Annotated in this window: 19 protein-coding genes and 1 pseudogene; 11 read left to right on the forward strand and 9 right to left on the reverse strand. The window is 60.3% G+C overall.

Annotated features, from left to right (window positions below; genetic code table 11):
* Positions 1–13: 13 nt before the first annotated feature.
* From RR51_RS08520 to purU, 4 genes are all read left to right on the forward strand, one after another.
* On the forward strand, positions 14–349 hold the full coding sequence (locus tag RR51_RS08520; protein WP_039613194.1) for a sarcosine oxidase subunit delta: 336 nt from the start codon (positions 14–16) through the stop codon (positions 347–349).
* Positions 346–3,363, forward strand: a complete 3,018-nt coding sequence (locus RR51_RS08525; protein ID WP_039613195.1) for a sarcosine oxidase subunit alpha — start codon at positions 346–348, stop codon at positions 3,361–3,363. Before RR51_RS08520 ends, RR51_RS08525 begins: the two co-directional genes overlap by 4 nt.
* Before the next feature lie 182 nt (positions 3,364–3,545).
* Positions 3,546–4,178, forward strand: coding sequence for a sarcosine oxidase subunit gamma (locus RR51_RS08530; protein ID WP_039613196.1), 633 nt, complete (start codon positions 3,546–3,548; stop codon positions 4,176–4,178).
* 12 nt (positions 4,179–4,190) lie between these two features.
* Entirely contained in the window at positions 4,191–5,048 is an 858-nt protein-coding gene (gene purU / locus RR51_RS08535) for a formyltetrahydrofolate deformylase (protein ID WP_013970522.1), read from the forward strand.
* Positions 5,049–5,054: 6 nt separating this feature from the next.
* On the opposite strand, the gene RR51_RS08540 is transcribed toward purU, so the two are convergent.
* Positions 5,055–5,387 (reverse strand): hypothetical protein, encoded by a 333-nt coding sequence (locus RR51_RS08540; RefSeq protein ID WP_039613197.1) that lies wholly within the window; start codon positions 5,385–5,387, stop codon positions 5,055–5,057.
* Between the two features lie 271 nt (positions 5,388–5,658).
* Between RR51_RS08540 and fdhA the strand changes: the two genes are divergently transcribed.
* Complete coding sequence (fdhA, locus tag RR51_RS08545; protein ID WP_039613198.1) at positions 5,659–6,858, forward strand: formaldehyde dehydrogenase, glutathione-independent; 1,200 nt, start codon at positions 5,659–5,661, stop codon at positions 6,856–6,858.
* Positions 6,859–6,975: 117 nt separating this feature from the next.
* Here fdhA and RR51_RS30195 read toward each other — a convergent pair.
* Positions 6,976–7,101 (reverse strand): annotated as a pseudogene (locus tag RR51_RS30195) (DUF3077 domain-containing protein); the annotation flags it as partial.
* 176 nt (positions 7,102–7,277) lie between these two features.
* Complete coding sequence (locus RR51_RS29015) at positions 7,278–8,258, reverse strand: RHS repeat-associated core domain-containing protein (RefSeq protein ID WP_082044668.1); 981 nt, start codon at positions 8,256–8,258, stop codon at positions 7,278–7,280.
* 262 nt (positions 8,259–8,520) lie between these two features.
* On the opposite strand from RR51_RS29015, the gene RR51_RS29020 reads away from it, so the two are divergent.
* Positions 8,521–9,501, forward strand: coding sequence for an RHS repeat-associated core domain-containing protein (locus tag RR51_RS29020; protein ID WP_082044669.1), 981 nt, complete (start codon positions 8,521–8,523; stop codon positions 9,499–9,501).
* 659 nt (positions 9,502–10,160) lie between these two features.
* Here RR51_RS29020 and RR51_RS29025 read toward each other — a convergent pair.
* Entirely contained in the window at positions 10,161–11,144 is a 984-nt protein-coding gene (locus tag RR51_RS29025; protein ID WP_082044670.1) for an RHS repeat-associated core domain-containing protein, read from the reverse strand.
* Between the two features lie 163 nt (positions 11,145–11,307).
* Here RR51_RS29025 and RR51_RS08550 point away from each other — a divergent pair, with 163 nt between their 5' ends.
* Positions 11,308–11,898, forward strand: coding sequence for a DUF2780 domain-containing protein (locus RR51_RS08550; RefSeq protein WP_039613199.1), 591 nt, complete (start codon positions 11,308–11,310; stop codon positions 11,896–11,898).
* Positions 11,899–12,102: 204 nt separating this feature from the next.
* Here RR51_RS08550 and RR51_RS08555 read toward each other — a convergent pair whose 3' ends face one another.
* Both RR51_RS08555 and RR51_RS08560 read right to left on the reverse strand, forming a co-directional pair.
* On the reverse strand, positions 12,103–13,452 hold the full coding sequence (locus tag RR51_RS08555; protein ID WP_039613200.1) for an APC family permease: 1,350 nt from the start codon (positions 13,450–13,452) through the stop codon (positions 12,103–12,105).
* A 245-nt stretch (positions 13,453–13,697) separates the two neighbouring features.
* Positions 13,698–14,585: an acyltransferase gene (locus tag RR51_RS08560; protein ID WP_039613201.1), complete on the reverse strand. Its 888-nt coding sequence runs from the start codon at positions 14,583–14,585 to the stop codon at positions 13,698–13,700.
* 182 nt (positions 14,586–14,767) lie between these two features.
* On the opposite strand from RR51_RS08560, the gene rloA2 reads away from it, so the two are divergent.
* From rloA2 to creD, 4 genes are all read left to right on the forward strand, one after another.
* Positions 14,768–15,268: a retropepsin-like aspartic peptidase RloA2 gene (rloA2, locus tag RR51_RS08565; protein ID WP_003257529.1), complete on the forward strand. Its 501-nt coding sequence runs from the start codon at positions 14,768–14,770 to the stop codon at positions 15,266–15,268.
* Between the two features lie 93 nt (positions 15,269–15,361).
* Positions 15,362–16,042 carry a two-component system response regulator CreB gene (creB, locus tag RR51_RS08570; RefSeq protein WP_039613202.1) on the forward strand — a complete coding sequence of 227 codons (681 nt, stop codon included), beginning with the start codon at positions 15,362–15,364 and terminating at the stop codon, positions 16,040–16,042.
* Complete coding sequence (gene creC, locus RR51_RS08575) at positions 16,042–17,478, forward strand: two-component system sensor histidine kinase CreC (RefSeq protein WP_039613203.1); 1,437 nt, start codon at positions 16,042–16,044, stop codon at positions 17,476–17,478. The genes creB and creC overlap by 1 nt, the downstream gene beginning before the upstream one ends.
* A 190-nt stretch (positions 17,479–17,668) precedes the next feature.
* Entirely contained in the window at positions 17,669–18,997 is a 1,329-nt protein-coding gene (gene creD / locus RR51_RS08580; RefSeq protein WP_039613204.1) for a cell envelope integrity protein CreD, read from the forward strand.
* A 149-nt stretch (positions 18,998–19,146) separates the two neighbouring features.
* Here the strand turns inward: creD and RR51_RS08585 are convergent, their stop codons facing one another.
* From RR51_RS08585 to RR51_RS08595, 3 genes are all read right to left on the reverse strand, one after another.
* On the reverse strand, positions 19,147–19,770 hold the full coding sequence (locus RR51_RS08585) for a glutathione S-transferase (protein WP_039613205.1): 624 nt from the start codon (positions 19,768–19,770) through the stop codon (positions 19,147–19,149).
* Between the two features lie 3 nt (positions 19,771–19,773).
* The gene (msrA, locus tag RR51_RS08590) at positions 19,774–20,442 is read right to left on the reverse strand and encodes a peptide-methionine (S)-S-oxide reductase MsrA (RefSeq protein ID WP_003257532.1); all 669 of its coding nucleotides are present in this window, start codon (positions 20,440–20,442) and stop codon (positions 19,774–19,776) included.
* Between the two features lie 159 nt (positions 20,443–20,601).
* The gene (locus RR51_RS08595) at positions 20,602–23,292 is read right to left on the reverse strand and encodes a putative bifunctional diguanylate cyclase/phosphodiesterase (protein WP_039613206.1); all 2,691 of its coding nucleotides are present in this window, start codon (positions 23,290–23,292) and stop codon (positions 20,602–20,604) included.
* Between the last annotated feature and the right edge of the window lie 170 nt (positions 23,293–23,462).

Genomic DNA, 23,462 nt, shown 5'->3' on the forward strand with positions numbered 1-23,462 from the left:
CGGAGACACCGTCATGTTGCATATTTTCTGTCCCCACTGCGGCGAGCTGCGCTCCGAAGAAGAGTTCCATGCCTCTGGCCAGGCGCACATCGCCCGCCCGCTGGACCCTAACGCCTGCTCCGACGAGGAGTGGGGTACCTACATGTTCTACCGTGACAACCCACGCGGTATTCACCACGAACTGTGGGACCACGTTGCCGGCTGCCGCCAGTATTTCAACGTCACCCGTGACACCGTGACCTACGAGATTCTGGAAACCTACAAGATTGGCGAGAAGCCGCAAGTGACCGCCAGCGGCAAGCAGAGCAGCGCCGCGTCGACCGTCAAAGGCCAAGGGGAAAAAGTATGAGCCAGACCTATCGCCTCGCCAGCGGCGGCCGTATCGACCGCAGCAAGGTCCTTAACTTCAGCTTCAACGGCAAGACCTACCAGGGTTATGCCGGTGACAGCCTGGCCGCCGCGTTGCTGGCCAACGGCGTCGACATCGTCGGCCGCAGCTTCAAGTATTCGCGTCCACGCGGCATCATCGCCGCCGGTACCGAAGAGCCGAACGCCATCCTGCAGATCGGCTCCAGCGAAGCCACCCAGATCCCCAACGTGCGTGCCACCCAGCAGGCGCTGTACGCAGGTCTTGTAGCTACCAGCACCAACGGCTGGCCGAACGTCAACAACGACGTCATGGGCATCCTGGGCAAGGTTGGCGGCAGCATGATGCCGCCGGGCTTCTACTACAAAACCTTCATGTACCCGAAATCGTTCTGGATGACTTACGAGAAGTACATCCGCAAAGCCGCTGGCCTTGGCCGCGCGCCACTGCAGAACGACCCGGACAGCTACGACTACATGAACCAGCACTGCGACGTGCTGATCGTCGGTGCCGGCCCTGCCGGCCTGGCCGCTGCCCTGGCCGCTGGCCGCAGCGGTGCCCGCGTGATCCTGGCTGACGAGCAGGAAGAGTTCGGCGGCAGTCTGCTCGACACCCGCGAAACCCTCGACGGCAAGCCTGCTGCCGATTGGGTCAGCGCCGTGGTGAAGGAGCTGGAAAGCCTGCCGGAAGTGACCCTGCTGCCACGTGCCACGGTCAACGGCTACCACGACCATAACTTCCTGACCATCCACGAGCGCCTCACCGACCACCTCGGCGACCGCGCCCCGATCGGCCAGGTACGCCACCGCGTGCACCGCGTCCGCGCCAAGCGCGTGGTGCTGGCAGCCGGCGCCCACGAGCGCCCGCTGGTGTACGGCAACAACGACCTGCCGGGCAACATGCTGGCCGGTGCCGTGTCCACCTACGTACGCCGCTACGGCGTGGCTCCGGGCCGCAAGCTGGTGCTGTCGACCAACAACGACCACGCCTACCGTGCCGCGCTGGACTGGCACGACGCCGGCCTGCAAGTGGTCGCCATTGCCGACGCCCGCCACAACCCGCGTGGCTCGCTGGTTGAAGAAGCACGTGCCAAAGGTATCCGCATCCTCACTTCCAGCGCCGTGATCGAGGCCAAGGGCAGCAAGCACGTCACCGGCGCCCGCGTGGCCGCCATCGATGTGCAGGCACACAAGGTCACCAGCCCTGGCGAAACCCTCGAGTGCGACCTGATCGCCACCTCCGGCGGCTACAGCCCGATCGTGCACCTGGCTTCGCACCTGGGCGGTCGCCCGGTATGGCGTGAAGACATCCTCGGCTTCGTACCGGGCGATGCTCCGCAGAAACGCGAATGCGTGGGTGGCATCAACGGCGTCTACGCCCTGGGCGACGTGATCGCCGATGGCTTCGAAGGCGGCGTTCGCGCAGCCACCGAAGCGGGCTTCAAGGCCACCGTTGGCAGCCTGCCAAAAACCGTTGCGCGCAAGGAAGAGGCCACCGTGGCACTGTTCCAGGTGCCGCACGACAAGGGCACTGCCCGCGCACCCAAGCAGTTCGTCGACCAGCAGAACGACGTCACCGCGGCCGCCATCGAACTGGCCACCCGCGAAGGCTTCGAGTCGGTCGAGCACGTAAAACGCTACACCGCGCTGGGCTTCGGTACCGACCAGGGCAAACTGGGCAACATCAACGGCCTGGCCATCGCCGCCCGTTCGATCGGCATTACCATCCCGGAAATGGGCACCACCATGTTCCGCCCCAACTACACGCCGGTTACCTTCGGTGCGGTAGCGGGCCGTCACTGTGGTCACCTGTTCGAGCCCGTACGCTTCACCGCCCTGCATGCCTGGCACGTGAAGAACGGCGCCGAGTTCGAAGACGTCGGCCAGTGGAAACGCCCGTGGTACTTCCCGAAAGCCGGTGAAGACATCCACGCCGCCGTGACCCGTGAATGCAAGGCCGTGCGCGACAGCGTGGGCCTGCTGGACGCCTCGACCCTGGGCAAGATCGACATTCAGGGCCCGGATGCGCGTGAGTTCCTCAACCGCATCTACACCAACGCCTGGACCAAGCTCGACGTGGGCAAGGCCCGCTATGGCCTGATGTGCAAGGAAGACGGCATGGTCTTCGACGACGGCGTGACCGCCTGCGTCGGCGACAACCACTTCATCATGACCACCACCACAGGCGGCGCCGCCCGTGTGCTGCAGTGGATGGAGCTGTACCACCAGACCGAATGGCCGGAACTGAAGGTGTACTTCACCTCTGTCACCGACCACTGGGCCACCATGACCCTGTCCGGCCCCAACAGCCGCAAGCTGCTGAGCGAGCTGACCGACATCGACATGGACAAGGAAGCCTTCCCGTTCATGACCTGGAAGGAAGGCAACGTCGGCGGTGTACCGGCCCGGGTGTTCCGTATCTCGTTCACCGGCGAGCTGTCGTACGAAGTCAACGTGCAGGCCAACTACGCCATGGGCGTGCTGGAACAGATCATCGAGGCAGGCAAGAAGTACAACCTGACCCCGTACGGTACCGAAACCATGCACGTACTGCGTGCCGAGAAGGGCTTCATCATTGTTGGCCAGGATACCGACGGCTCGATGACCCCGGACGACCTGAACATGAGCTGGTGCGTAGGCCGCAACAAGCCGTACTCGTGGATCGGCCTGCGTGGCATGAACCGCGAAGACTGCGTGCGCGAGAACCGCAAGCAACTGGTAGGCCTGAAGCCGGTCGACCCGAACCAGTGGCTGCCGGAAGGCGCCCAGCTGGTATTCGACCCGAAACAGCCGATCCCGATGGATATGGTTGGCCACGTCACCTCCAGCTATGCGTCCAACTCCCTGGGCTACTCGTTCGCCATGGGTGTGGTCAAAGGCGGCCTCAAGCGCATGGGCGAGCGCGTCTATTCGCCACAGGCGGATGGCAGCGTGATCGAGGCGGAGATCGTGTCTTCGGTGTTCTTCGATCCGAAGGGTGAGCGGCAGAACGTTTGAGGCTTCACCGGTAGCTCTGATTGGAATGCGGCCTCTGTGGGAGCGGGTTCACCCGCGAATGCGATGGTGGATTCACCGCCCTCTTCGCGGGTAAACCCGCTCCCACAATGGGTCTCCTCAGTCTGTGACTACAGGTTCTACCTCAGGTCTTCGCGATCAACAGAATTCAAGGCAGGTAAGAAATGAGCGCTATCAACGTCTTCCAGCAAAACCCCGGCGCCGAGGCCAAGGCCCAGTCGCCACTGCACCACGCCGACCTGGCCAGCCTGGTTGGCAAAGGCCGCAAGAACGCAGGCGTAACCCTGCGTGAACGCAAGTTCCTCGGCCACCTGACCATCCGTGGCGATGGCCACGACCCGGAATTCGCTGCCGGTGTGCACAAGGCCCTGGGCCTGGAGCTGCCAGTGGCCCTGACCGTGGTCGCCAACAACGAAATGTCGCTGCAATGGATGGGCCCCGACGAGTGGTTGCTGATCGTCCCGGGCGGCCAGGAGTTTGCCGTTGAGCAAAAGCTGCGCGCAGCCCTCGAAGGCCAGCACATCCAGGTGGTCAATGTCAGCGGCGGCCAGAGCCTGCTGGAACTGCGCGGCCCGAACGTGCGCGAAGTGCTGATGAAATCCACCAGCTATGATGTTCATCCGAACAACTTCCCGGTGGGCAAGGCAGTCGGCACCATCTTCGCCAAGTCGCAACTGGTGATCCGCCGCACCGCCGAAGATACCTGGGAGCTGGTGATTCGCCGCAGCTTCGCCGACTACTGGTGGCTGTGGCTGCAGGACGCTTCGGCCGAGTACGGCCTGAGCATCGAGGCTTAAGGAGAACAGAACATGAGTCGGGCACCGGATACCTGGATTCTCACCGCCGACTGCCCGAGCATGCTCGGCACCGTCGACGTGGTGACGCGTTACCTCTTCGAGCAGCGCTGCTACGTGACGGAGCACCACTCCTTCGATGACCGGCTGTCGGGGCGTTTCTTCATTCGCGTGGAGTTCCGCCAGCCGGATGATTTCGACGAAGCCGGCTTTCGGGCCGGCCTTGCCGAGCGCAGCGAGGCGTTCGGCATGACCTTCGAGCTGACCGCACCTAACCATCGCCCCAAGGTGGTGATCATGGTGTCCAAGGCCGACCACTGCCTTAACGACCTGCTGTATCGCCAGCGTATCGGTCAGCTGGCCATGGACGTGGTCGCGGTGGTGTCCAACCACCCTGATCTCGAACCCCTGGCACACTGGCACAAGATTCCTTACTACCACTTTGCCCTCGACCCCAAGGACAAGCCCGGGCAAGAGCGCAAGGTACTTCAGGTGATCGAGGAAACCGGTGCCGAACTGGTGATTCTTGCGCGCTACATGCAGGTGCTGTCACCGGAGCTGTGCCGGCGCCTGGATGGTTGGGCGATCAACATTCACCACTCGTTGCTGCCAGGGTTCAAGGGTGCCAAGCCTTATCACCAGGCGTACAACAAGGGCGTGAAGATGGTTGGCGCTACGGCGCACTACATCAACAACGACCTGGACGAAGGCCCGATCATCGCCCAGGGCGTGGAGGTGGTCGACCACAGTCATTACCCCGAAGACCTGATTGCCAAAGGGCGCGACATCGAGTGCCTGACCTTGGCGCGAGCGGTGGGGTATCACATCGAGCGACGAGTGTTCCTCAATGCGAACAGGACTGTGGTGCTCTGACCGCGTCTAGCTTTTATCGCGGGCATGGGCTTTCAGGGTTTCGCGGATGGCTGTAATGAACTTCTGGCGCATGTCCGCACCCAGTTTGTTACCTGGGATTGGATCGCCGTCGAGGTCCACCCAGTCTGCTTTGAACTCGTGAAGATCCATGTCTTCGGCTTCTTCGTCGAAGTCGTAGCCGGGACCATAAGCCGCGTAATAGAAGATCTTATCGGCGTCCAGAAAGTACCGCTGTTTGCCGAACAATGCTGCTTCGATGTCTGGGTCGAAGCCCTGCTGCTTGGCAGCCTCGACCCAGTAGGGCCAGAAGGCGTCTTCAGGGCGTTCAATATCTGTCATGGTGGTTCTCCAGTTTGATGGACGATGGGTTGCTGCATCCCTATCGAAACACCCGGCCGCCAACGTATTGCGGTAGATATTCATCGTCCTGCGCAAGCGCGCGACCACCACCTGGCCGATTGCCGTTCAGAGGCATTTGCCTGTCGTTTCCAGTCAGCGCATCCGGCCCCATCAGGCCCACAATTCCCTGCATTCCAGTAACACATGCCGCCCACGGATGGCGGCGCGTTCAACCACCGCTGCATAAATATAAATCAAGCGAGGTAAGAGCATGTCTGGCAATCGTGGAGTGGTATATCTCGGCGCCGGCAAGGTCGAGGTGCAGAAGATCGACTACCCGAAAATGCAGGACCCACGCGGCAAGAAGATCGAGCACGGCGTGATCCTGAAGGTGGTCTCCACCAACATCTGCGGCTCCGACCAGCACATGGTCCGTGGCCGCACCACTGCCCAGGTCGGCCTGGTACTGGGCCACGAAATCACCGGCGAGATCGTCGAGAAGGGCCGTGACGTCGAGCGCATGCAGATTGGCGACCTGGTCTCGGTGCCATTCAACGTCGCCTGTGGCCGCTGCCGCTCCTGCAAGGAAATGCACACCGGTGTCTGCCTCACCGTCAACCCTGCCCGCGCTGGCGGTGCCTACGGTTACGTCGACATGGGCGACTGGACCGGCGGCCAGGCCGAATACGTGCTGGTGCCGTACGCCGACTTCAACCTGCTGAAGCTGCCCGAGCGCGACAAGGCCATGGAAAAGATCCGTGACCTGACCTGTCTCTCCGACATCCTGCCGACCGGCTACCACGGTGCCGTGACTGCCGGCGTTGGCCCGGGCAGCACCGTCTACGTTGCTGGCGCCGGCCCGGTCGGTCTGGCTGCCGCTGCCTCGGCGCGCCTGCTGGGTGCTGCTTGCGTCATCGTCGGCGACCTCAACCAGGCCCGTCTGGCTCACGCCAAGTCCCAGGGCTTCGAAGTGGTCGACCTGTCCAAGGACACCCCGCTGCACGAGCAGATCGTCGATATCCTCGGCGAGCCTGAAGTGGACTGCGCCATCGACGCCGTTGGCTTCGAGGCCCGCGGCCATGGCCACGAAGGTGCCAAGCATGAAGCGCCGGCCACCGTGCTGAACTCGCTGATGCAGGTTACCCGCGTTGCCGGCAACATCGGTATCCCGGGCCTGTACGTGACCGAAGACCCGGGTGCAGTGGATGCTGCTGCCAAGATCGGCGCGCTGAGCATCCGCTTCGGCCTGGGCTGGGCGAAATCGCACAGCTTCCACACCGGCCAGACCCCGACCATGAAGTACAACCGCCAACTGATGCAGGCGATCATGTGGGACCGTATCAACATTGCCGAAGTGGTGGGTGTGCAGGTGATCAACCTCGACCAGGCGCCGGAAGGTTATGGCGAGTTCGATGCGGGTGTGCCGAAGAAGTTCGTGATTGACCCGCACAAGATGTGGGGGGCGGCGTAATCAGCGCCGATTAACAAGAGCCCCTCGAATCGAGGGGCTTTTTTGTGGCTGTTGCACTGATCTCAAGCCTGCACTGCCCCCTGTAGGAGCGCGTTAACCGGCCAAGCTATACAAGGCTCAGCGCATCATCCCCAACTGGGCATCATCCATCAGCGCCTTGGCCAACGCGCTCAGGTAATGTGAAGCCCAAAGCAACTGCGGCTTGTTGTCTATCAGTCCGTCAATGGTCATATCCCGCACATACCGCTACGGCTTCCTGATCGTACAACCGAAGTCCATTCAAATTTGGTGGACACCATGGCCTTCGGCGGTTGCGGCAGGAAGATCTATTGGCTGGACGAATACAATAAATCTGAGAAATGTATTGAACATTCAAAGCCGCTTGTAGAGGGCGACTTTGAAGTGTTCGCCCTCATGTTTTAATCAGCATCGAAGATGAGGTCCTCAAGCCTGCCAGGTCGCTCTCTCCAGGCGTCTCGACGAGCTTGCTGTCGGCCATCTCTGATCAGTCTCAAATAATTGCTTGCACCGCCATGAACTCCTATGCTGTTTATATCTTCTAATAGATCAAGCCTAGCTACAGCGCTTCTGCTGAAATTGCCCGGTACGCCGGAGAGTGTTCCCGCCCTCGCAGCGCTCATTGTTTGATTGTTTGCGGTTATTGCTTTTATGTATCTTTGAATGATTGGGGCTGTATAGCTATTGATGGATCTAGATGTATTTGAGAGTGCGGCTGCCTCTTGGTAGAATAGATTGCTAATAATGGCCTCGAATATATCGGGCTTTGTTATTTTACCAAAGTGATTTTCAGGTGTGGCAGAGTAGCGTGGGGCATTTGGACGCAATGCACTGGCATGCGAGGTGGTACGCGTGAGCGTGGAGGGCTTGAATTTATGAGGAAGCGCCACGGCAGAGTTCTTGCCTACCCTCATGGTCTGGCCATTTTTCAAATGTACGAGTGCATGACCTGTCGGGTCTGTATAGTTGACTGGATCTCCGCCGCAATATGCGTAACAGTTCGTTCCACCCTTTCCAAAGGGGCTGAGACTATCAGGTGATTGAAAGCGCATTAGATCCGGGGAGTATGCCCTATACGCCAATCCAAGGTGATAGACTCCTAATAGTATATCTATGAATTCGCCATTGAATCCTTGCAACGTCCGTTTGGACGGTAGGTTTCTCGAATGCCCAAAAGCGGCATATGCATACTCTTCTTTTTTTACGCTGTCATGGGCGTACATTATTGAGTTTTTCGTATCTGTCGCTAACAGTTCACGTTTTCGGGCGCTATCAGTAGAGGATTCAGCGAAAATATGTTTGGCGGACCGGAAAGTCGAGCGGTAATAATCGCCTATTTTTAAAGTGATGAGATGACCGCTTCGGTAGAAGAGGTGTGCCATGATAGTCCTCCAATAAATTGATTAAGCTAGCCTCGTGGTGCTTGGCGGTACGATGGCGGAGTCGCGGAAGTATAAATTAGACTAACTTCATGTATGTTGATTCTGCTACTGGCAAATTTGACAGTTGCTTTTCTGGAACGACATGGCTCTTTGGCCGTTCTCTGAGGAAATGTCCGATTGCACTGTGAGTAGCGCCATCAACTGATATTTTTGCTAGTAGACGGCATAACCTGAATGAGCGAGTGTATGGATAGAGGTGATCATGCTGCTGGAGGTGATAACTATGCCTATTGAACCTGTACCTGAACAAGGGATGCCTGAGGAATATGATGCCAAGTTGGAACTAGCCTTCGCTCAGTATTTCTATCAAGGTGATAATCTACATGCAAAAAACCAAGGCTATAAATGGCAATCGATTTATAGGTTCGAGCACGGCGTGCTTGCCCAGCGTGAAATTCATGACGGTCGATACGAGATAGGACTGCTTTATCATGATGAAAAATTATCTGTTTCGCGTGTGCCGAAATATGGAGCGAAATTTGGAGTCGCCTACGCGCCCTATGGTTGTGGATCCTTAGAAAATTTAAAAGATGCTTTGCTCGGGTTCAGTGGTGAGCGATTTGATGAAATCGCAGTTTGTTACTTATTAGGTAATGGATATCGTGCGTATAGTCCCAGTCTGATGCGATTTACCAGTCCGGATAACTTGAGCCCATTTGGTAGAGGGGGAGCGAATTCGTACGTGTACTGCATTGGTGACCCTGTAAACTTTATCGATCCGACAGGTCATGCGCGGATTTTCAAATTTTTTAGGAGTCTTCATTGGTCCTCTAAAAGTCCTGGCGGAAAGCAGGCAGACCAAAACGTCCGGATTGGTTATCATGGTACAAGTAAGGCCGCAGCAAGGAAAATTTTGAATGAAGGTTTTAAAAGCCCAACTGGCACATTGTTTGTGACCGATACGTACGAGAATGCGCTCAACTATGCACGTTTAAAGAAAAAAGGTACTGTGTTAGCGGTAAGTGCAGTTGATTTTGAAGGGGTTCAGAAAGAATCCTCACGGGGAGTGGTACGGAGCAAAGGTATAAATGAACTTAGGATTCCCAGGGCGGCGCACCACTTGCTTACGTTCAAGCGAGTTTCAAGTCCAGGCGAGCCTACAGATTTTGGCAGGTTTATAACTCTGGAAGAGCAAATGGCGCGCGATATCCAAGCGTTCCAGCAAAGGCTGAGGGAAAGCTGACTGTGCGGTGTCGTCTCTTCCTTCACTGTGGGCAAAGCCGGCGCCTTTGGTTCAGCCTTCAGTCTGAAATTTTAGGACGCGTAGTGCTGGCCCTATCACCGGCGGCCAGCAGTTTTATCAGGTAGCGGGTGATTAGGGGCCGACTCCTTTGAGTATCTGGGTATCTGCTTTAAAAGTGAAACCATCGGAATTGATCAGTGTGGTCTGGAGGATGCCGTCTTCAAGGGAGTGGGGATTATGGGGCGGATCAGAGACAGTTTTCAGCATGGTGTAACCCTCTGTCGGTTCTGCCGACCCCCGCTGCTGTCAAACAAATGGGTGGCAGCTGTACGCGGGTCGACAGAGTGAACCCGGCGCACACAAGGTGCCCCACGCACAGCCACCATTGAGGCAAGCCATAACGTATCTATTTATGTCGGCCTGTCAAAGTCGATCGCTGATTTGCAGCACCGCCTGAGACTAGGACGCAACCCAGATCGCCGCAATGGCCTGGACTGCGGACGCTGAATGCTATTGATAGGAGCAAAAAACAGAGCATCCGCATCGGTCGAACCGAGGTGGACAGCTCTCGCATCGAGCAGTTTTCAGGTGATGTCTACAATCTGCTAACTGGCATTTACGATCATCTATCGTGATTTTCGCAATTCCCTGAACTGTTTTTAAAGATTCGTTAGCAGGATTGCGCCGCGACGCCCACTAGGCCCCCTAATACCTTGCATAGATGTTTGATCTGCTAGCTGGCGGATCCGTTCCCGTCTTTCTTGTGGTGTTAGCTCAACGGTGTCGAGTGAATGTTGGGAGCCTATGCTGGGCGTTCTTGATGGGGGAGACTGCATGCGCGCTATCGCAGTCTCATAATCTGGTGGTTCGCCTTTAGTTTCAGCGTATGTCGGTAGAGGTAACTTATTCCGTCCATCTATCGGGTGGGGGGCGCGCGTGTCGTCAAATACAGTGAAAGATGAGCGAGGTGTGTCTACAGGAGTTAGTTGGATTCCAATTGTCTCTGAGCTTTGGCTCCGTGAGCGAGAAACCATGTTAGCTTGCGTTTCTGCCAACTGGGGTGGGCTTTGTGTACGTCTGGCCGAGGGCGTTCTAAGATGCAGCCTGTTTGCTATGCCTTTTGCAACGCTGCGCATAAAATGTGGAACGTGGCCAGAAGGATCATTAAAGTTCACCGGGTCTCCAAGGCAGTAGATGTATGCATTTAGTCCGCCTATGCCAAAAGGGCTGAAAGAGTCTGGGTTAAGAAAGCGATGCAAGACTGTACTCAATGCTCTGTATCCGTTACCTAGCGGATACCCTTTAATTACGTGGTCAAACCATTGCCCATTGAACGAAAGTAGTGTTGTCGCCTTGTTGCTATCCAGATATCCGTAAGGTGAATAAGCCATTGATTCTGTAGGTGTGCCGAGAATGGAGTTGGTGCGGTCGCTTTTTAGAATTTTGACCGACGTCCTCTGGTCGCCTTGAGCTACTGGTATGTCTTGTGCCCACAGTACATGACGAGTGCCTTGTGCAGATATCTCTGTTGTTACGTGATGACTTTTATAGAAATGAAGGGCTCCGCCATTGGCTATCCTTTTCAGCCTCCTCATAGACTCGGAGGGAGCCTGTCCGTTTATGCATTTCGAACTGGTAGTCATGACGTTCTATCTCAGAGAGTGCTTTATGGCTAACTCTGCGCATTCTTGCTAGTGCCAGCAACTAGCAGTTTTACTAGGTAATTAATGGTCAGGAACAAACCTTCAAATGTTTTGTCAAACCCTTCGTTTCCCACGCCATCCCGGCCGACGAGGTCCCCTCCCGATGAGAGCATTCACCCTGGCAACCCTGATGACCCTGGCCGCAAGCCCGGTGTTCGCCTTCAACCTCAGCGACGCCGCCAACGCCGTGTCGGCCATGCAGAACCAGAATCAGAGCCAGCAAGGCCAGTTACAGGCACCCGAGGCGCAGGCAAACCTGCTCAATACCTTGGGCAGCCAATTGAATATCACCCCGGAGCAAGCCGTGGGCGGGGCAGGGGCCATGCTTGGGTTGGCGCGCAACAACCTGAGCAGCGACGACTACGGCCAGTTGACCAAGGCCGTGCCAGGGCTGGACCTGCTTGCCGGGGCCAATGTGCTGGGTGGCTTGAGTGGCTTGAGTGGCCTGGGTGAGCTGCTGGGCAAGAACAGCGAGAGCCAGTCGGCCTTGAGCAATGCGCTGGGCAACAATGTGGAAAACCGCAGCGATCTGGACAATGCGTTCAAGGCGCTGGGGATGGATACCGGGATGATCGGGCAGTTTGCGCCGTTGCTGCTGCAGTACCTGGGGCAGCAGGGGATTGCTGGGTCGTTGTTGCAGAACCTGGGGAGTTTGTGGACCACTCCTGCTCCGTTGACTCGACCTTCGGTCTGAGGGTTTTGCCAGCATCACAGCCTTGAAGGCTGACGCTGTACCTGTAGGAGCGGCCTTGTGTCGCGAGAGGGCCGCAAAGCGGCCCCCCTATTTCAGCATCGATGTAGATATAGCCGGGGCTGCTCTGCAGCCCTTTCGCGACACAAGGTCGCTCCTACAAAGGCCAGCGCAGGCCATGAGATTGGTGTATCCCGCAAAGGCGAGTCAGGTCGCTTCGGTAAAATCCACCAGCCGCACCGGGCGGCGGAAGCCGGCGGTCAGTACTGCCAGGTACGCAAGACCCAGCGCAAACCAGCACAGGCCAATCACCAAGGTAAGCGCCGACAGGCTGGTCCACAGCCACAGTGTCAGCCCCAACCCCACCACCGGCACCAGGCCATAGCTCAGCAGCCCTTTGAGGCTGCGCTGTGAGGCATCGTCCACCAGGTGTGTCTTCACCACTGCCAGGTTCACCGCCGAAAACGCCACCAGCGCACCAAAGCTGATCAGCGAGGCAAGGGTCGCCAGGTCGATCACCAACGCCAGCAACGAGAACGCCGAAACCAGCAGAATGGCGAACACCGGCGTGCCAAAGCGCGGTGACAGGTAGCCGAACGTTCGCTGCGGCAGCACCTTGTCACGACCCATGGTGAACAGAATGCGCGACACAGCCGCCTGCGAGGCCAGCGCCGAGCCCAAGCTGCCAGCCACATAGGCCGCAGTGAAGAAGTTGGCCAGGAACTGCCCGCCCGCCTTGAACATCACCTCGTTGGCCGCCGCATCGGCATTGGCAAAGGTGGTGCCCGGCAGTACCAGTTGGCTGACATAGGCCAGCACGGTGAACAGCACCCCGGCGAACAGGGTGGTGAGGATGATTGCCCGTGGCACATCGCGGCGGGCATCGCGGCATTCTTCGGCCAAGGTCGAGACAGCGTCAAAACCGAGGAACGACAGGCACAGCACCGCCGCACCAGCCATCAGCGCGCCGAAGCCCGGCTGCGAACCGTCGCCCAGCAGTGGCGAAAGCAGGTCGAGCGGTTGGCCGGCCAGGGACTGGCAGGACAGGGCGACGAACACCACGATGAAGACGATCTGTGCACCGACGATCAGGTTGCTGGTCTTGGCCACAGAGTGAATACCGACCACGTTGAGCACCGTGACCAGGGCGATAGAGGCCAGCGCGATCGACCACGCGGGGATGGCCGGAAAGGCGATGTTCAGGAACAAGCCGATCAGCAGGTAGTTGATCATCGGCAGGAACAGGTAGTCGAGCAGCAGCGACCAGCCTGCCAGGAAGCCAACGTTCGGGCCGAAGGCCATGTTGGTATAGGAGTACGCCGAGCCCGCGACCGGGAAGCGTTTGACCATGAAGCTGTAGGAGGTGGCGGTGAACAGCATGGCCACCAGGGTGACGATATAGGCGCCGGCCGTGCGGCCACCAGTAAGTTCGGTGACGATGCCGTAAGTGGTGAAGATGGTCAGCGGGACCATGTACACCAGGCCGAAGAACACCAGGGCGGGCAGGCCGAGGACACGGCGGAGCTGGACGGGGGTGGAGCTGGGTGGGTTGGCCATCGTTCGATCCAGAGCATTTTTGTAGTTGTGCTTTGGTCGATTTTTATCCACTTAGGTGGGGTGTGACAAAGAAGTAATCCTAATGCTGATTATTAGCCAGGTTTTTAATCGGATATTTGTAATGCCTGTTCCGGCCTCTTCGCGGGTAAACCCGCTCCCACAGGGGGCTCACAGGTCTTGAGTACTGCGCAGTACCTGTGGGAGCGGGTTTACCCGCGAAGAGGCCTGGTCAGGCAATGGAAATCTCAGCCCATCTCCACCCGCAGCTGCTCGATCCGCAAGTCCTTCTCCACCCACAACTGGTTCACCCAGCCCTGCACGGTCTGCCTGAACTCAGCATCATTCTCGTAATCCCCCGCCCACAGCATCGGGTCCAGTTCACGCACACGAATGTCGATAATCACCCGGCTGATGCTGCCATTGAGCAAATCCCAGAACCCCGGCGCCTTGTTGCCGGGGTAGACAATGGTCACGTCCAGCAAGGCATCCAGTTGCTCGCCCAATGCCGCCAGCACGAACGCTACGCCACCAGCCTTGGGCTTGAGCAGGTAGCGATACGGCGATTGCTGCTGCTGACGCTTGGCTTCAGTGAAGCGTGTGCCTTCCAGGTAGTTCACCACGGTCACCGGCTGGCGCTTGAACAGTTCACAAGCAGCCTTGGTGATTTCCAGGTCCTTGCCCTTCAGCTCGGGGTGCTTTTCCAGAAACGCCTTGCTGTAGCGCTTCATGAACGGGTAGTCCAGCCCCCACCAGGCCAGGCCCAGCAGTGGTACCCAGATCAGCTCCTTCTTCAGGAAGAACTTGAAGAACGGTGTACGGCGGTTGAGGCTCTCGATCAGCGCTGGAATATCGACCCAGGTCTGGTGGTTGCTGACGGCCAGGTACGAAGTGTCCTTGCGCAGGTTCTCGACGCCGCGGATATCCCATTGGGTAGGAATGCACAGGGCAAAGATGGCCTTGTCGATCTCCGACCAGGTCTCGGCCACCCACATCACCGCCCACGAGGCATAGTCACGCCCACGCCCCGGCAGCACCAGTTTGAGCAGGGCGAAGACCAGCAGCGGGCAGATCAACACCAGGGTGTTGAGCAGCAGCAGGGTGGTAGTGAGGATGCCGGTCAGCAGGCGACGCATAAAGAGACTCTTGTTGTGGGAGATAAACGGTTGGCAATGATAAGCAGGGCAGTGGCCTACGCCAAATTTCCAGTGCCCTGCGGCGAGGACAAATGTTTCACATTATGTTGGATAGGCTTGTGACAGCGAACCTATCCTGCCAGTGCAGTCTAAGCACTGACCCTCCTCAAGGAAGCTTGCCTGTGAAACCTCTGCTTGCCCTGTTGTCGTTGTTGGCGCTGCCGGTCATGGCCGCCGAGCCCACAATCTATGGCCGTTACGAGAACATAGCCCTGCCCGAACTGGGCGAAACCCTGAAAGCCAAGATGGATACCGGTGCCTTCACCGCGTCGCTGTCGGCCAAGGACATCGAGCTGTTCACCCGTGATGGCGACGAGTGGGTGCGCTTCCGCCTGGCTACCAAGGACTCGGACGGCAAGGTGTACGAGCACAAGGTCTCGCGCATCAGCAAGATCAAGGGCCGTGCCGATGAAGAAGAGGAAGGCGATGCGCCGGAAATCTCCAAGCGCCCGGTGGTCGACCTGGAGCTGTGCCTGGGGGACGTGAAGCGCACCGTCGAGGTCAACCTGGTGGACCGCAGCAGCTTCAACTACCCGTTGCTGGTGGGCTCCAAGGCTTTGCGCGAGTTCAAGGCGGCGGTCAACCCGGCCAAGAAGTTCACCGCTGGCAAGCCTGACTGCTGATCGCAAGCCACCTGTGCCGGCCTCTTCGCGGGCTTGCCCGCGAAGAGGCCGGTAAGTTAAAAGTCCAGTCTGCCCCCAGTTAGGCCGGACGCCATGCCCCACATCCTCATCGTCGAAGACGAAGCCGCCATCGCCGACACCTTGGTCTATGCCCTGCAGGCCGACGGCCATAGCACCGAATGGGTAACCCTGGGCAGCGCCGCCCTCGACCAGCAGCGCCAGCGCCCGGCCGACCTGGTCATCCTCGATATCGGCCTGCCCGATATCAGTGGCTTCGAAACCTGCCGTCAGCTGCGCCGCTTCAGTGAAGTACCGGTAATGTTCCTCAGCGCCCGCGACGGCGAAATCGACCGGGTGGTGGGCCTGGAAATCGGCGCAGACGACTATGTGGTCAAACCCTTCAGCCCGCGTGAAGTGGCGGCGCGGGTACGGGCGATCCTCAAGCGCATGGGCCCCAGGGTCGAGCCAGCTGTCGAGACCACGCTGTTCCAGCTCGATACCTTGCGCATGCAGATCACCTACCGCGGCCAGCCTCTTCCCCTTACCCGCCACGAATTCCGCCTGCTGCAATGCCTGCTCGAGCAACCGCACCGGGTATTCAGCCGCGAACAGCTGCTCGACGCCGTGGGCGTGGCCTCTGACGTGGGGTACGAGCGCACCATCGACAGCCATATCAAGAGCCTGCGCGCCAAGCTGCGCCAGGTGGCCAGCGACGCCGAACCGATCCAGACCCACCGTGGCCTCGGCTACAGCTATAGCCCGGACCATGCCTGATGCGCCTGGGCATCCGGATCTTCCTGGTGTACTTCCTGTTCGTCGGGCTGGCGGGCTACTTTCTGCTCAACACGGTGCGTGAACAGATCCGTCCGGTAGTGCGGCAGTCCTCGGAAGAAACGCTGGTGGACACCGCCAACCTGCTGGCCGAGATCCTGCGCGATGACGTCAAGGCCGGCACCCTGAACCAGAGCCGCTTGCCCGAAGTGCTCAAGGCCTACGGCTCGCGCAGCCCGGGTGCGCAGATCTGGGGCCTGGCCAAGAACCAGGTCAGCCACCGCATCTATGTCACCGATGCCAAGGGCACCGTGCTGCTGGACTCCAGCGGCGAGGACCTGGGCAAGGACTACTCGAAGTGGAATGACGTGTACCTGACCTTGCGTGGCCAGTACGGCGCCCGCTCCACCCGCAGCGACCCCGACGATGAAAGCACCTCGGTGATGCACGTGGGCGCACCGATCATCGACGAGGGCAAGATCATCGGCGTGGTCACCGTGGCCAAGCCCAACAGCTCGCTGCAACCGTACATCGACCGCTCAGAACGGCGCTTGCTGACCCTGGGCCTGGGGCTGATTGGCCTGGGCCTGCTGATCGGTGCCGCGTTGTCGTGGTGGCTGGCGCGCTCGCTGCGCCGGCTGGCCCGCTACGCCCAGGCGGTCAGCGAGGGCGAGCGCGCCGCCCTGCCGCATTACAAGGGTGGCGAACTGGCGCACCTGGCCCAGGCGGTCGAGCGCATGCGCACGCAACTGGAGGGCAAGGCCTATGTCGAGCGGTATGTGCATACCCTGACACACGAGCTGAAAAGCCCACTGGCGGCCATCCGTGGCGCTTCCGAGCTGTTGCAGGGCGATGATATGCCGGCTGACCAGCGGGCGCGTTTTGCCGGCAACATCGAGCGCGAGAGCGAGCGTTTGCAGCAGATGATCGAACGCCTGCTCAACCTGGCCCGGGTCGAGCAGATGCAGGCGCTGGAGGATGAGCAGCAGGTGGCGCTGGCGGCATTGGTGGACGAGTTGCTGTTGGCCCATGCGGCGCGTATCGAAGGTGCCGATTTGCAGGTGCGCCAGCGGGTGCCGGCTGGTTTGCGCTTGTTGTGTGACCCGTTTCTGATGCGCCAGGCGCTGGCCAACCTGCTCGACAACGCGTTGGACTTCACCCCGGAGGGCGGCGCGCTGCTGTTCGACCTGGAGCGCGATGGCGAGCGGGTGGCGCTGAGTGTGTTCAACCAGGGGCAGGCGATACCTGCCTATGCCATTGGGCGGGTAAGCGAGCGGTTCTACTCGCTGCCGCGGCCGGGGAGTGGGCGCAAGAGCACCGGGCTGGGGCTGAATTTCGTGGCCGAGGTGATGCAGCTGCATGGCGGGGCGTTGGCGGTGGATAACGTCGATGGTGGGGTGCGGGTGAGGTTGTGGCTGCCGGTGCGGCGTATCAGCTGACATTGCCGGGGCTGCTGCGCAGCCCATCGCGACACAAGGCCGCTCCTACAAGAGCGCGCATCCTCCTGTAGGAGCGGCCTTGTGTCGCGATGGGCCGCAAAGCGGCCCCAAAAACACACAATCTCCACACCATCTCCCCGAGGCCTCCACGCAAGGCGCAGACACTGCGCCCACTGCCACAGGAGGCCCCATGAACAAGACCCTCGGTTTCAAACTCGGCATGATCGCCGTATCGATGTTGCTGCTGCTCGTCCCGCTACTGCTGATCAGCGGCCTGATCGGTGAACGCCAGGCACTGCGCGACAATGTGCTGCGCGATATCGCCCAGAGCGCCAGCTTCGACCAGCAACTCAGCGGCCCGCTGCTGGTGGTGCCCTACCGCAAGTACCAGCGCCGCTGGATCGAAAAGGACGGCGAGCGCACGCAAGAAACCAGCACCATTGCCGGTCACCTGTACTTCCTGCCGGAAACCTTCGACGCCGACTTGGGCGTGGACACCGAACTGCGCGCCCGTGGCATCTACCAGGCCCGGCTGTTCCACGCCAAGGGCCGTATCAGTGGCCGCTTCAAGCTCCCGGAACGCTGGGGCATCGACAAGGATTTCGACGACTACCGCTTCGACAAGCCGTTCCTGGTGGTGGGCATCAGCGATATCCGCGGCATCGAGAGCGGCCTTGAGCTGAGCATCGGCGAGCAGAAAGTACCGTTCGAAGCCGGTACCCGGCTCGACTGGATGCGCGGCGGCGTGCACGCCAGCCTGCCGGGGCTGGACGGCCTGCAGGCGCGTGAATTCAGCTATGGTTTCGATCTGGCACTGCAAGGCACCGGCCAGCTGCACGTAGTGCCGGTGGGCCGCACCAGTGCCGTGGACCTGCGTGCCAACTGGCCGCACCCGAGCTTCGTCGGCAACTACCTGCCCAGTCGCCGCGATATCGACGCCCAAGGCTTTAGTGCCCACTGGCAGACCTCGTTCTTTGCCACCAACCTCGAAGACGCCCTGCGCCAGTGCGCTGCCGCCGGGCAGTGTGCGGACTTCAGCGAGCGCAGCTTCGGCGTCAGCTTCGTCGACCCGGTGGACCAGTACCTGAAGAGCGAGCGGGCGATCAAGTACGCCTTGCTGTTCATCGCCCTGACCTTCGCCGGCTTCTTCCTGTTCGAAGTGCTGAAGAACCTCAGCGTGCACCCGGTGCAGTACATCCTGGTGGGGGTGGCGCTGGCGTTCTTCTACCTGCTGTTGCTGTCGTTGTCCGAGCACATCGGCTTTGGTTTGGCGTATGGGCTGTCAGCTTCGGCGTGTGTGCTGCTGATCGGCTTCTACCTGAGCCATGTGCTGCGAAGCCTGGGGCGTGGGGTGGGCTTTGCGGTGGGGTTGGCGGCGTTGTATGCGCTGCTGTACGGGCTGCTGAGTGCCGAGGACTATGCGCTGTTGATGGGCTCGTTGCTGTGCTTTGGCCTGCTGGGGGTATTCATGGTGCTGACCAGGCGGCTGGATTGGGCCCGGGTGGGGAGGGCGGCATGAGGGAGGACAGAGAGATCGGGCGGTGGTTGGCCCTCAGGATCGGGCAGTTGTTTCCTGTGATACCGAGGTGAGGCATTCGCAGCACAAGGCTGCTCCTACAGGGGAGCGCGAGTGCCTGTAGGAGCAGCCTTGTGCTGCGAATGGGCCTGTCAGGCTGCCGGTGCTGTTGCCACCATCGACGGCCGCTTGGCCACCTGGGCATACCACGCAGCCAAGCCAGGCTGGTGCTCGCGCCAGCCAAACTCGGGCTGGCGCAAATCCAGATACCCCAGCGCACAGGCCACGCCAATCGCTGCAAGGTCGAACCCGGACATCAACTCGGGCAAATGCTCCTGCTCCAGATTGGCCAGGCTACGGCGGATCTTGTCGCCCTGTGCCTGCAGCCAACCATCCCAGCGCTTGTCTACAGGGCGCAGAAAACTCTCGTAGCGGCTCGACACCGCCGCATCCATGATGGCATCGGCCTGCGACACCAGCGTCATGCGCCGCCAGCGTGCCGAGCCTTCGCGCGGCAGCAGCGGCAGGCCGACGTGCTGCAGGTCGAGGTACTCGCAGATTACCCGGCTGTCATGCAGCACGGTGCCGTCTTCCAGGCGCAGGGCCGGGATCTTGCCGATCGGGTTGTCCTGGTTGAGCTGTGGGTCGCCGCTGACCGGGCTGATGTTCACCGGCTGCAGCTGCACGCGCTCAAGTTGGCCGGTCTCGTGCAACACCACCATGACCTTGCGCACGAAAGGCGACAACGGCGAGTGGAACAGGGTCATCGTGCTCATGCTTCAGTTACCCTGCAGGCTCGGTGGAAGGCACACGCCGGTACCGCCGATACCGCAGTAGCCGTCCGGGTTCTTGGCCAGGTACTGCTGGTGGTAGGCCTCGGCGAAGTACACGGTCGGTGCCTGATCGATTTCGGTGGTGATCTCACCGAAGCCGGCCTTGCTCAGTTCGGCCTGGAAGGCGTCGCGGCTGGCCTTGGCCTGTTCCAGCTGTTCAGGGCTGGTGCAGTAGATGGCCGAGCGGTACTGGGTGCCGATGTCGTTGCCCTGGCGCATGCCCTGGGTCGGGTTGTGCAGTTCCCAGAACATCGCCAGCAGCTCGCGGTAGCTGACTCTGTCCTTGTCGAACACCACCAGCACCACTTCGGTGTGGCCGGTCAGGCCCGAGCACACTTCCTCGTAGGTGGGGTGGGGGGTGAAGCCGCCTGCGTAGCCGACCACGGTGCTGACTACGCCTTCACGTTGCCAGAAGCGACGCTCGGCGCCCCAGAAGCAACCGAGGCCGAAGATGGCGAAGTCGATGGCGCCTTCGAAGAAAGGGCCGAGCAGCGGCGTGTCTTTGAACACATAGTGGAACTCGGGCAGGCTCATTGGCGTTTCGCGGCCAGGCAGGGCCTGTTCCGCTGTTGGCATGACGTTTTTGTTCACCAGGATTTCCGAACGCAGGACCATGGCCGTTCCTCTGTAGATCTTTGAGATGGGGGCATTCGCGGGTAAACCCGCTCCCACAGGTCCTGCACAGATTTCGAATATTGTGATGTACCTGTGGGAGCGGGTTCACCCGCGAAGGGGCCCGTATGGGCTCTATAGTGCCCGAGGTTTGCGCGGCTGTCAGGCCACCGGGCCACGCGGATAGCGCTTCAGCCGTTCAGCCAGCTCGCGCCCCGGAATCGGCCGGTCGAACAGGTAGCCCTGGCCCACGTCGCAGCGGTGCCGACGCAGGAACGCCAGCTGCTCCGGTGTCTCGATACCCTCGGCCACCACCTTCAGCTTGAGGTTGTGAGCCATGGCCACCACCGCCGATGTGATTTCCATGTCGTCCTGGTTGTCCGGGATCTCGTTGATGAAGCTGCGGTCGATCTTGAGGATGTCGATCGGAAACTTCTTCAGGTAGCTCAGCGACGAATAACCGGTGCCGAAATCGTCCATGGCCAGTGTCAGGCCCAGGGCCTTCAGTTCATCCAGCTGGCGGTGGGTATCTTCGGTGGCTTCCAGCAGCAGGCCTTCGGTCAGCTCCAGCTCCAGCAGGTGCGGGGGCAGGGCTTCTTCCTCGAGGATCGTGCTGATCGATGCCACCAGGTCCGGGTCGGAGAACTGCTTGGGGGACAGGTTGATGGCCACATGCAGGTTGCCCATGCCGGCTTCGCGCAGTTGCTGGCTCATGCGGCACGACTGTCGCACCACCCATTTGCCGATGGGGATGATCAGGCCGGTTTCTTCCGCCACGCTGATGAACTGGTCCGGGCGGATCATGCCGCGTTCAGGGTGGTTCCAGCGCAGCAGCGCTTCCAGCCCCAACAGGCGACCGCTGCGCAGGCACAGCTTGGGCTGGTAGAACACCTCCAGCTCGTTCTGGGTCAGGGCACGACGGAGGTTGTTCTCGACGAACAGCTTGTAGCTGGCTTCGGCATTGAGCACTTCGGTAAACACCTGCACCTGATGCTTGCCGTTGGCCTTGGCCTTGTGCAGCGCCAGGCCGGCGTTCTTCATCAGGCTGGCCGGGTCGGCGCCATGCAGTGGCGCGCAGGCCAGGCCCACCGAGGCGGTGACGTTGATCAGCTGGTTGTCGACGAACATCGGTTTGTCGAGGGTGCGCAGCAATTGCTGGGCGACGCCCTGGCCATCTTCAAGGCTTGTATCGTCGAGCAGTACCGCGAACTCGTTACTGGCAAAGCGCGCGAGGATACCGCCGGAGTGCAAGCTGTTGCGCAGGCGCCGGGCCAGGCTGATCAGCAGCTTGTCGCCGGTCTGGTGGCCGAGGCTGTCGTTGATGCGCTTGAAGTTGTCGATGTCCACCAGCAGCAGGCACATCGAGTATTCGCCATCACGGGCAAAGCGCTCGTCCAGGCTGCGAATGAACGCCGGGCGGTTGCCCAGGTTGGTCAGGTTGTCGGTGTAGGCCAGGCGCTCGATGCGCTGCTGGGCCAGCTTCGTCTGGGTGACGTCTTCGTAGATGCCGATGTAGTGGGTCAGCTCACGGTTGTCGCCATATACCTTGGAAATCGAAAGCTGGCCCCAGTAGGGTTCGAGGTTCTTGCGCCGGCTCTTGAACTCGCCCTGCCAGCTGTTGCCCATGGCCAGGCTCGACGGCGAGTCGAACAGCAGCTCGCTCAGGTTCTCCAGCGCTGGCAGCTCGGCCAGGTGGCGGCCTTGCACTTCCTCGGTGCTGTACTGGGTGATGGCAGTAAAGCTGGGGTTGACGTATTCCACCACACCGTCGCGGTTGACCAGCAGGAAGGCGCTGGCGCTTTGCTCGACTGCGCGCTGGAACAGGTGCAGGGCGCTGGCGGCGGTGCGCCGGTTGTGGTTGGTGATGACCTGGGCGAACTGGTCGGCCAGTTCGCCGGCAAAAGCGATTTCGTCCGACTGCCAGGCCCGTGTCTGGCCGGTCTGCTCCAGGCACAGCACGCCGACGACCTGGCCATCGACACGGATACTGGCATCGAGCATGGCCTTGTTATCCGGGCACAGGCTTTGCGTCAGGGCGCGAGTCCGCGGGTCGTGGCTGGCATTGTGGGCGTCGATGGCGCGGCTGGCGTGCAACGCGTCAAGGTAGTCGGGGAAGCGGCTGGCATCGATGGCTTCGGGCTGGCGGTGTTCTTGCGCGTCCCGGTACCAGGCGATGATCGGCTCCAGACGCTGGTCTTCAAGGTGCCAGATGCTCGCAATATCGACCTTGTAGATTTCGCAGGCGCTCTGGGTAATCAGCTGGGCGGCTTCCCGCAGAGAGTTGCCTGCGCTGTAGCGCTGGCGGGCCAGGCGCAGGATCAGGTCTTGCTGGCCACGTACCCGTTCCAGGTGTTCGAGTTGTTCCTGCTGCGCGCGCTGGTTCAGTTGCAGGGCCAGTTGCAGGCGGTTGTTGCGCGATTCCAGGTCGCTGGCACCGGCATCGCTGGTTTCTTCGGCCTGGTCGTCGAGCACGCTCAGGTAGCCGCGCAACAGATGGCGGTTGTGCTGCTTGTAGGCTTCCCCAGCCTCCAGCAGGCGTAGCGAAGCAGTTGGCGTGTGCAAGGTGTAGCGCACGCGGTAGTACCCGCGCTGGGCCAGTTGCAGCTGGATCTCGTCGTGTAGCTGGTAGCGGGCCTCGGGTTCCATCAGGCTGGCGTAGGGTGCGTCTACCAGGGCGCAGAGGTCGCCAGCGTGCAGGCCGAACTGGCGCTCGCAGGCCGGGTCGAGGTAGAGCATGGCCCAAGTGGCTTCGTTGAGCCTTTCGAAGCGCAGCATGCCGAGCCGCGAGGGCACGGGTAACTGCGTGACGACCTCGGCCGCCACACGGCTGGCGGCATCGGGTTGGCTTTTCATCGAAGACTCGCTTGAAGAGGAAACGCGGCCTTTGGGGGCGGCAGGTCTGGCAAGGTTGCATCATGTCCCGGGGGCTGGCAAGCAGCCATGCGTGATGCTGTGGACGGGTTATCGGCTGGTGGGTGGGAATCTGTAGTCTGGCTGATATTTCCGGGGCCGCTTTGCGCCCC

Origin of the sequence: Pseudomonas sp. C5pp (assembly GCF_000814065.1) — a bacterium.
Lineage (GTDB): Bacteria > Pseudomonadota > Gammaproteobacteria > Pseudomonadales > Pseudomonadaceae > Aquipseudomonas > Aquipseudomonas asiatica.

Coding starts and splice junctions, on each gene's coding strand:
- msrA (WP_003257532.1), bottom strand. CDS start 20,442: ATGGTCCTGCGTTCGGAAATCCTGGTGAACAAAAACGTCATGCCAACA.
- RR51_RS29025 (WP_082044670.1), bottom strand. CDS start 11,144: ATGACTACCAGTTCGAAATGCATAAACGGACAGGCTCCCTCCGAGTCT.
- RR51_RS08540 (WP_039613197.1), bottom strand. CDS start 5,387: ATGACAGATATTGAACGCCCTGAAGACGCCTTCTGGCCCTACTGGGTC.
- creC (WP_039613203.1), top strand. CDS start 16,042: ATGCGCCTGGGCATCCGGATCTTCCTGGTGTACTTCCTGTTCGTCGGG.
- purU (WP_013970522.1), top strand. CDS start 4,191: ATGAGTCGGGCACCGGATACCTGGATTCTCACCGCCGACTGCCCGAGC.
- RR51_RS08585 (WP_039613205.1), bottom strand. CDS start 19,770: ATGAGCACGATGACCCTGTTCCACTCGCCGTTGTCGCCTTTCGTGCGC.
- RR51_RS08550 (WP_039613199.1), top strand. CDS start 11,308: ATGAGAGCATTCACCCTGGCAACCCTGATGACCCTGGCCGCAAGCCCG.
- RR51_RS29015 (WP_082044668.1), bottom strand. CDS start 8,258: ATGGCACACCTCTTCTACCGAAGCGGTCATCTCATCACTTTAAAAATA.
- RR51_RS08520 (WP_039613194.1), top strand. CDS start 14: ATGTTGCATATTTTCTGTCCCCACTGCGGCGAGCTGCGCTCCGAAGAA.
- fdhA (WP_039613198.1), top strand. CDS start 5,659: ATGTCTGGCAATCGTGGAGTGGTATATCTCGGCGCCGGCAAGGTCGAG.
- RR51_RS08555 (WP_039613200.1), bottom strand. CDS start 13,452: ATGGCCAACCCACCCAGCTCCACCCCCGTCCAGCTCCGCCGTGTCCTC.
- RR51_RS08595 (WP_039613206.1), bottom strand. CDS start 23,292: ATGAAAAGCCAACCCGATGCCGCCAGCCGTGTGGCGGCCGAGGTCGTC.
- creB (WP_039613202.1), top strand. CDS start 15,362: ATGCCCCACATCCTCATCGTCGAAGACGAAGCCGCCATCGCCGACACC.
- RR51_RS08530 (WP_039613196.1), top strand. CDS start 3,546: ATGAGCGCTATCAACGTCTTCCAGCAAAACCCCGGCGCCGAGGCCAAG.
- RR51_RS08525 (WP_039613195.1), top strand. CDS start 346: ATGAGCCAGACCTATCGCCTCGCCAGCGGCGGCCGTATCGACCGCAGC.
- creD (WP_039613204.1), top strand. CDS start 17,669: ATGAACAAGACCCTCGGTTTCAAACTCGGCATGATCGCCGTATCGATG.
- RR51_RS08560 (WP_039613201.1), bottom strand. CDS start 14,585: ATGCGTCGCCTGCTGACCGGCATCCTCACTACCACCCTGCTGCTGCTC.
- RR51_RS29020 (WP_082044669.1), top strand. CDS start 8,521: ATGCTGCTGGAGGTGATAACTATGCCTATTGAACCTGTACCTGAACAA.